The 8,755-nt window shown below is 42.1% G+C and carries 8 protein-coding genes; 6 read left to right on the top strand and 2 right to left on the bottom strand.

Annotated elements, in window-relative coordinates; translation table 11 throughout:
* Nucleotides 1-70: 70 nt before the first annotated feature.
* On the bottom strand, nt 71-766 hold the full coding sequence (locus HT736_RS07670) for a VIT family protein (protein ID WP_023937531.1): 696 nt from the start codon (nt 764-766) through the stop codon (nt 71-73).
* Between the two features lie 709 nt (nt 767-1,475).
* On the opposite strand from HT736_RS07670, the gene HT736_RS07665 reads away from it, so the two are divergent.
* From HT736_RS07665 to aguB, 6 genes are read left to right on the top strand one after another with little or no spacing between them, the layout of a single operon-like run.
* Nucleotides 1,476-2,936, top strand: a complete 1,461-nt coding sequence (locus HT736_RS07665; RefSeq protein WP_138699667.1) for an aminotransferase class I/II-fold pyridoxal phosphate-dependent enzyme — start codon at nt 1,476-1,478, stop codon at nt 2,934-2,936.
* On the top strand, nt 2,937-3,797 hold the full coding sequence (speE, locus tag HT736_RS07660; RefSeq protein ID WP_000366717.1) for a polyamine aminopropyltransferase: 861 nt from the start codon (nt 2,937-2,939) through the stop codon (nt 3,795-3,797).
* Complete coding sequence (locus HT736_RS07655; RefSeq protein WP_172930916.1) at nt 3,794-5,053, top strand: saccharopine dehydrogenase family protein; 1,260 nt, start codon at nt 3,794-3,796, stop codon at nt 5,051-5,053. Before speE ends, HT736_RS07655 begins: the two co-directional genes overlap by 4 nt.
* On the top strand, nt 5,053-6,180 hold the full coding sequence (gene nspC, locus HT736_RS07650) for a carboxynorspermidine decarboxylase (RefSeq protein ID WP_100104628.1): 1,128 nt from the start codon (nt 5,053-5,055) through the stop codon (nt 6,178-6,180). Before HT736_RS07655 ends, nspC begins: the two co-directional genes overlap by 1 nt.
* Nucleotides 6,177-7,262, top strand: a complete 1,086-nt coding sequence (gene aguA, locus HT736_RS07645) for an agmatine deiminase (protein ID WP_023937525.1) — start codon at nt 6,177-6,179, stop codon at nt 7,260-7,262. Before nspC ends, aguA begins: the two co-directional genes overlap by 4 nt.
* 9 nt (nt 7,263-7,271) lie before the next feature.
* Complete coding sequence (gene aguB / locus HT736_RS07640; protein ID WP_023937523.1) at nt 7,272-8,147, top strand: N-carbamoylputrescine amidase; 876 nt, start codon at nt 7,272-7,274, stop codon at nt 8,145-8,147.
* A 145-nt stretch (nt 8,148-8,292) separates the two neighbouring features.
* Here aguB and HT736_RS07635 read toward each other — a convergent pair.
* The coding region (locus HT736_RS07635; RefSeq protein WP_172930915.1) for a transposase family protein at nt 8,293-8,755 on the bottom strand (463 nt) is incomplete at its 5' end.

The raw sequence follows: 8,755 nt of genomic DNA, 5'->3' as shown, positions 1-8,755 counted from the left end.
ACTGACGAAGTCAGTAACATATATACGGCAAGGCGAAGCTGACGTGGTTTGAAGAGATTTTCGAAGAGTATTAAATGCTGAAAAGTTGTCCTAGCAGAAAGGTAACTCCCATGGTTAAAAGACCAATAGCTAGGTTCCGAATCATAGCTGTTTTGGTTGGGGCTTTTCCAAGTTTGGCACTAGTATAACCAGTGAGAAGAAGGGCCACACCGACGATAAGGACAGTAACAGGGATGCGGTATTCACTTGGGAAAATGGTCACTGAGAGCATTGGAGGCAAACTTCCAAGGAAAAAAGAAATAAAGCTAGAGATGGCAGCATGCCAAGGATTGGTAAACTCTTCATACTCAATACCGTATTTTTCCTCTACCAAAGCCTTGAGTGGATTATTTAAAAAGGCTTTGGTAGTCAAAAGTTGAGCAGAGGTTTCGCATTCTCCATTTTGGATATAGGCAGCATAGAGGGACTTTTTGGCTAGTTCCATATCTTGGTCTAGCAAGAGCTGCTCACGCGCAACGGCTGCTTCCTCAGTATCTTTTTGAGTTGAAACGGATACATATGCTCCACCAGCCATTGAAAAGGCACCAGCTAAGATAGCTGCAAATCCTGATAAAAAGATAATCCAGATATTGGTCGTGGCACTAGCAACTCCGATAACCACACCAGCAATGGAAATAATCCCATCATTGGCACCAAGAACACCCGCACGCAGGATATTTAAACGACCTGCAAAATTTGAATCGATTTCGTGATTTGTTTCTGACATACTATTCTCCTTTTTATCCAGTATAAAGGAAAGAGGTAATGAAATCAATCTTTTAAAAGTATCTGAAAAAAGTTGCACGATTTTAATGATATAAAAATATCGACATCTTCTCTGATAGATCAAACACCGAAGGTAAAGAGTATAGAATAGCATAAAAAATTTTAAATTAAATAGGATAAACATTTTGTTCACTTTATAATCGTTTACAAGAGAATAATGAGTATTAAATCAAATAAAATCCAACTATTTTGCGAACTTTTTATATTTTTTTCGTAAACCGCTTTACAAGTTCTTAAAAACATGATATAGTAATAAAGCTTAGAAAATGAGATGATGTTTTCTAGCAAATATAAACCCGAGTAAAAAATGCCTACGGACAGGCAGGGTTGAATGCCGAAGCGTGGTTGAAAAACCACATTATTGATAGGGTTAAAAGCCTACTTTTATAAGTTGATGTTAGGACACTTGTCCTAATTCATAAATTTTTAGTGTGGTGAAAGCACACGTCATCTTGTGAAACGATCAATAAAGTACGTAATATTTGCTACTAGAGAGTTAGGAAACATCGGGAACAGACATACTCAACAGAAACAAACATAAAAACGTCAGAAGATTGCAGAGCAGGTGGAAACCTGCTCTTTTTTCATGAGTCAACCTTTAGTCGCCTTTATCTTCTTGAGGCACTAAAAATACGGTAAAGGAGTAAGTCTTGAAGAAGTTAGATCAAAACCAAGCCCCAATTTATGAGGCTTTGGTGAAGTTACGCAAGAAACGGATTGTTCCCTTTGATGTTCCAGGTCACAAGCGTGGACGAGGAAATCCAGAACTTGTCGAACTGTTAGGAGAAAAATGTGTAGGCATTGATGTCAATTCGATGAAACCCTTGGATAATCTAGGACACCCTATTTCGATTATTCGAGATGCAGAGGAGCTGGCTGCAGATGCTTTTGGAGCTAGCCATGCTTTTCTCATGATTGGTGGAACAACCTCATCGGTGCAGACTATGATTCTGTCAACCTGCAAGGCAGGAGATAAGATTATTCTTCCGAGAAATGTTCACAAATCTGCCATCAATGCGCTGGTTCTATGTGGTGCCATTCCCATCTATATCGAGATGAGTGTAGATCCTAAGATTGGTATCGCTTTAGGTCTTGAAAATGACCGAGTAGCCCAGGCCATAAAGGACCATCCAGATGCCAAGGCCATTTTGATTAACAATCCTACTTACTATGGCATCTGTTCAGACCTAAAGGGTTTGACAGAAATGGCTCATGAAGCTGGCATGATGGTTTTAGTAGATGAAGCCCACGGAGCGCATTTGCATTTCACTGATAAACTTCCAATTTCTGCTATGGATGCAGGGGCTGATATGGCAGCAGTTTCCATGCATAAGTCTGGTGGGAGTTTGACCCAAAGCTCCATTTTACTTATCGGGGAGCAGATGAATTCTGAATACGTTCGTCAGATCATCAACCTGACCCAATCAACATCTGCTTCTTACCTGTTGATGGCTAGTTTGGATATTTCACGTCGCAACTTGGCCCTTCGTGGTAAAGAGTCGTTTGAGAAGGTCATTGAACTGTCTGAGTATGCTCGCCGTGAAATCAATGCTATCGGTGGATACTATGCCTACTCAAAAGAGTTAATAGATGGTGTGTCGGTCTGTGATTTTGATGTAACCAAGCTGTCAGTTTACACTCAGGGTATTGGCTTAACAGGTATCGAGGTTTATGACTTCCTACGAGACGAATACGACATTCAGATTGAGTTTGGTGATATTGGCAATATCTTGGCCTATATTTCGATTGGTGATCGCATCCAAGACATCGAGCGCTTGGTCGGTGCTTTGGCTGACATCAAGAGACTCTATTCACGAGATGGGAAGGACTTGATAGCAGGAGAATATATTCAGCCCGAGTTGGTGTTATCTCCTCAGGAAGCCTTCTATTCAGAGAGAAAAAGTTTGACCTTGGATGAATCTGTTGGACAGGTCTGTGGAGAATTTGTCATGTGCTATCCTCCAGGGATTCCTATCTTGGCTCCTGGTGAACGCATTACTCGTGAAATTGTCGACTATATCCAATTTGCCAAGGAACGTGGTTGCTCCCTCCAAGGGACGGAAGATCCTGAGGTCAATCACATCAACGTCATTAAGAGAAAGGATAACTAGATGGATTTATGGTTTTCTGAAGTTCATACTCCAGATGTCAAATTGTCCCTGCGAACAGCCAAGCAACTCTACGCTGGTAAAAGTGAATGGCAGGATATCGAAGTCTTGGATACCCCAGCTTTTGGGAAAATACTGATTTTAAATGGGCACGTCTTGTTTTCAGATGCGGATGACTTTGTCTACAACGAAATGACCGTTCATGTTCCCATGGCTGTGCATCCCAATCCAAAGAAAGTCTTGGTTATTGGGGGTGGCGACGGTGGTGTTGCTCAAGTATTAACACTCTATCCTGAGCTGGAACAAATCGATATCGTGGAACCAGATGAGATGTTGGTTGAGGTTTGTCGTGAGTATTTCCCAGACTTTGCTGCAGGGCTAGATGATCCACGTGTTACTATTTACTACCAAAATGGGCTACGCTTTTTGCGAAACTGCGAAGATGACTATGATATTATCATCAACGACGCGACGGATCCATTTGGACATACGGAAGGACTCTTTACCAAGGAATTCTACGGCAATAGTTATCGAGCTCTGAAGGAAGACGGCATCATGATTTACCAGCATGGGAGTCCCTTCTTTGACGAGGATGAGTCGGCCTGCCGAAGCATGCACCGCAAGGTCAATCAAGCCTTTCCAATCAGTCGGGTTTATCAGGCCCATATTCCAACTAGCCCAGCTGGCTATTGGTTGTTTGGATTTGCATCGAAAAAATACCACCCTGTCAAAGATTTTGACAAGGAAGGTTGGAAAAAACGCCAGCTTTTCACAGAATACTACACTGCAAACTTACACGTGGGATCCTTTATGTTGCCCAAGTATGTTGAGGACATTTTAGAAGAAGAGGAAGGAAAAAAATGAGTCGTTTACTAGTTATTGGTTGTGGGGGCGTTGCCCAAGTTGCTATTTCAAAGATTTGTCAAGATAGCGAAACATTTACAGAGATTATGATTGCTAGCCGTACCAAGTCAAAATGCGATGACTTGAAAGCGAAGCTAGAAGGCAAAACAAGTACTAAAATTGAAACTGCAGCACTTGATGCTGACAAGGTTGAAGAAGTGATTGCCCTGATTGGAAGCTACAAACCAGAAGCTGTTTTGAATGTAGCTCTGCCTTATCAAGATTTAACCATTATGGATGCTTGTTTGGCAACAGGTGTTCACTATATCGATACAGCCAACTACGAAGCAGAAGACACAGAAGACCCTGAGTGGCGTGCCATCTATGAGAAACGTTGCAAGGAACTTGGTTTTACAGCCTACTTTGACTACTCATGGCAATGGGCTTATCAGGAGAAATTCAAAGAAGCTGGCTTGACCGCTCTTCTTGGTTCTGGTTTTGACCCAGGTGTGACCAGCGTCTTTTCTGCCTATGCTCTCAAACACTACTTTGATGAAATCCACTATATCGACATTTTAGACTGTAATGGTGGTGACCACGGTTATCCATTTGCGACAAACTTTAACCCAGAAATCAACCTACGTGAGGTTTCTGCGCCAGGTTCTTACTGGGAAGATGGTAGGTGGGTTGAAGTGGAAGCTATGTCAATCAAGCGTGAGTACGATTTCCCTCAGGTCGGACAAAAAGACATGTATCTCCTTCACCATGAAGAAATTGAATCATTGGTCAAGAACATTCCAGGTGTCAAACGCATTCGTTTCTTTATGACCTTTGGTCAATCTTACTTGACGCACATGAAATGTCTTGAAAATGTTGGACTCCTTCGTACGGATACCATTAACTTCAATGGACAAGACATTGTTCCAATTCAATTCTTAAAAGCCTTGCTTCCAGATCCAGCCAGCCTTGGTCCACGCACGGTTGGTAAAACCAATATCGGTTGTATCTTTACAGGTGTCAAAGATGGCGTTGAAAAGACCATCTACATCTACAATGTCTGCGACCATCAGGAATGTTACGCAGAAGTTGGTTCACAAGCCATTTCTTACACGACAGGCGTTCCAGCCATGATTGGGACAAAATTAGTTATGAATGGTACTTGGAAACAAGCAGGAGTTTACAACCTTGAAGAATTAGATCCAGATCCATTCATGGAAGCTTTGAATGAGTATGGTTTGCCTTGGGTTGTGGTTGAGAATCCACAAATGGTGGACTAATGAAGTTAGAACAAGTACCAACGCCAGCTTACATCATTGACTTGGCAAAGTTAGAAGGCAACTGCCGCATTTTACAATATGTACAAGAAGAATCTGGTTGCAAGGTTTTGCTTGCCCAGAAGGCATATTCCCTTTACAAAACCTATCCCTTGATTAGCCAGTATCTATCTGGTACGACAGCCAGTGGACTCTATGAAGCTAAGCTCGCTAGAGAAGAGTTCCCGGGTGAAGTCCATGTCTTTGCGCCAGCCTTTAAGGATGCGGACATGGAGGAATTACTAGAGATAACGGACCATATCGTCTTTAACTCAGAGAGGCAGTTGCGCAAACACGGGCCTCGTTGTCGGGAGGCTGGTATCAGTGTTGGTTTACGTCTCAATCCTCAGTGTTCAACACAGGGTGACCATGCGCTCTATGACCCTTGTGCACCTGGTTCTCGTTTTGGCGTTACACTAGATAAAATTCCTAGTGATTTGCTGGATTTGGTGGATGGTCTTCATTTTCACACCCTTTGCGAGCAGGGAGCAGATGATTTACAAACAACTTTGAAAGCAGTAGAAGCGCAGTTTGGTCCTTACTTACATGAGGTCAAATGGCTCAATATGGGTGGTGGACATCATATTACAAGAGATGACTATGATGTGGACTTGCTGATTTCTGAGATTAATCGTATTCGCGAAACCTATCAACTCGATGTTTACATCGAGCCTGGTGAAGCTATTGCGCTCAATGCGGGTTATTTAACAACTGAGGTATTAGATATTGTAGAAAACGGTATGGAAATCTTGGTTTTAGATGCCTCTGCGACCTGCCATATGCCTGATGTACTTGAGATGCCCTATCGTCCACCTTTGAGAAATGGCTTTGAGGCACAGGAAAAAGCCCATACCTACAGACTTTCTTCTAATACCTGTCTGACGGGCGATGTAATTGGTGATTATAGTTTTGAAAATCCTGTTGAGATTGGAGATAGACTTTACTTTGAGGACATGGCTATTTACTCATTTGTTAAAAATAATACCTTTAATGGTATTGGATTGCCAAGTCTTTATCTCATGGATGATCAGGGTGACTGTAGCTTAGTCAAAGCCTTTGGCTATCAAGATTTTAAAGGGAGATTATCATGATGGACAGTCCCACAAAATTAGGCTATCGTATGCCAGCAGAGTACGAACTACATCATGGTACCCTCATGATATGGCCGACTCGACCAGGTTCATGGCCCTTTCAAGGAAAGGCTGCTAAAAGAGCTTTCAGCCAGATTATTAAGACCATAGCAGAAGGAGAAAGAGTCTATCTTTTGGTGGACCAAGACTACTTAGCTGAAGCCCAATCTTATCTTGGAGACAAGGTTGTTTATTTAGACATTCCCACCAATGATGCCTGGGCGCGTGATACAGGCCCAACCATTCTTGTCAATGATAAAGGCCAGAAATTAGCCGTGGATTGGTCTTTCAATGCTTGGGGTGGAGCTGTAGATGGTCTCTACCAAGACTATGAAGATGATGATCAAGTAGCCAGTAATTTTGCTGAGGCCTTGGAAATGCCTGTTTATGATGCCAAACCTTTTGTCCTAGAAGGCGGAGCGATACATAGCGATGGTCAAGGAACCATTCTCGTGACTGAAAGTTGTTTGCTTAGTCCTGGTCGCAATCCTCATCTTAGTAAAGAGGAAATCGAAAATACCTTATTAGAGTGCCTTGGCGCTGAAAAAGTTATTTGGCTTCCTTATGGTATTTATCAGGATGAAACCAATGAACACGTTGACAATGTTTCAGCCTTTGTTGGTCCTGCAGAGCTTGTTTTGGCTTGGACAGATGATCAAAACGATCCTCAGTATGCCATGTCAAAAGCAGATCTCGAATTCTTAGAGCAAGAAACAGATGCAAAAGGTCGTCACTTCACTATTCATAAACTTCCAATTCCAGCTCTTCATCAAGTTGTAACCGAAGAGGATTTGCCAGGCTACATCTATGAAGAAGGAGAAGAAGAGCGATACGCAGGTGAACGACTAGCAGCTTCCTACGTAAACTTTTATATTGCCAACAAGGCTGTCCTAGTTCCTCAGTTTCAAGATAAAAACGACCAAGTAGCCTTAGATATTCTCAGTGAGTGTTTCCCAGACCGTAAAGTTGTCGGAATTCCAGCCAGAGATATTCTCTTAGGTGGTGGCAATATCCACTGTATCACCCAACAAATCCCAGAATAGGAGAAAAAGATGAGAAATGTAAGAGTTGCAGCCATTCAGATGCAATGCGCCAAGGATGTGGCAACAAATATTCAAACCGCAGAGCGTTTAGTACGTCAGGCTGCAGAACAAGGCGCACAAATTATTCTCTTGCCCGAGTTGTTTGAACGTCCCTATTTCTGTCAGGAACGTCAGTATGACTACTACCAGCATGCCCAGTCGGTGACAGACAATACAGCTATTCAGCATTTTAAAACCATTGCCAAGGAGCTAAAGGTCGTTTTACCAATCAGTTTCTATGAAAAAGATGGTAATGTCTTGTATAACTCTATTGCCGTCATTGATGCAGATGGTGAGGTGCTGGGTGTTTATCGAAAGACCCACATACCAGATGACCATTATTATCAAGAAAAATTTTATTTCACACCTGGCAACACAGGTTTCAAGGTCTGGGATACTCTCTATGCCAAGATCGGGATCGGTATCTGTTGGGATCAATGGTTCCCTGAAACAGCCCGCTGTCTTGCGTTAAATGGTGCTGAATTGCTCTTTTATCCTACAGCCATTGGTTCAGAGCCAATTTTAGATACGGATAGTTGTGGTCATTGGCAACGTACCATGCAAGGACACGCAGCAGCAAATATTGTTCCAGTCATCTCAGCCAATCGTTATGGATTGGAAGAGGTCACGCCTAGTGAGGAAAATGGCGGACAGAGTTCCAGTCTTGACTTCTACGGTTCCTCCTTTATGACGGATGAAACAGGAGCTATTCTAGAACGAGCTGAAAGACAAGAAGAAGCTGTTCTGTTAGCTACTTATGACCTAGACAAGGGAGCAAGTGAACGCCTAAACTGGGGCTTGTTTCGAGATAGAAGACCAGAAATGTATCAACGAATTACGGACTAGTAGGGGAGAAATGAGAGGTTCATTCTGCTAGACTAACTTCTTATTAGCAACTATAAGATACTATGGTATCTAGTAAATCGATTTTTATGATTCACTATTCTTTTATCTTGATTAGTCCGTATTTTATACTAGACTTCCTGCAAAACTAGAATCCTAGTTCATGATTGATAATACCAACAATCAAATTCATTCGTAATCTGAAGCGTTTACGATGATTTCGATAGGTTGTTGAAAACATTTTAAACGTTTTTACTTTGGCAAAGATGTTCTCAACCTTGCTTCTCTCCTTAGATAGCGCATGGTTACAGGCTTTCTCTTCAGCTGTTAGCGGCTTGAGTTTGCTGGATTTACGTGGAGTTTGTGCTTGAGTATATAGCTTCATGATTCCTTGATAACCACTGTCAGACAAGATTTTACCAGCTTGTCCGATATTTCTGCGACTCATTTTGAACAACTTCATATCATGACAATAGTTCACAGTGATCTCCAAAGAAACAATTCTCCCTTGACTTGTGACAATCGCTTGAGCCTTCATAGCGTGGCATTTCTTTTTACCAGAATCATTCGCTAATTGTTTTTTAGGGCGATGGATTTTTACTTCCGTCGCA

The organism is Streptococcus sp. 339, assembly GCF_013277285.1.
In the GTDB taxonomy this organism is placed as follows: domain Bacteria; phylum Bacillota; class Bacilli; order Lactobacillales; family Streptococcaceae; genus Streptococcus; species Streptococcus pseudopneumoniae.
The sequence above is the reverse complement of the archived record's forward strand: the minus strand, read 5'-3'. Positions and strand labels throughout refer to the sequence as shown.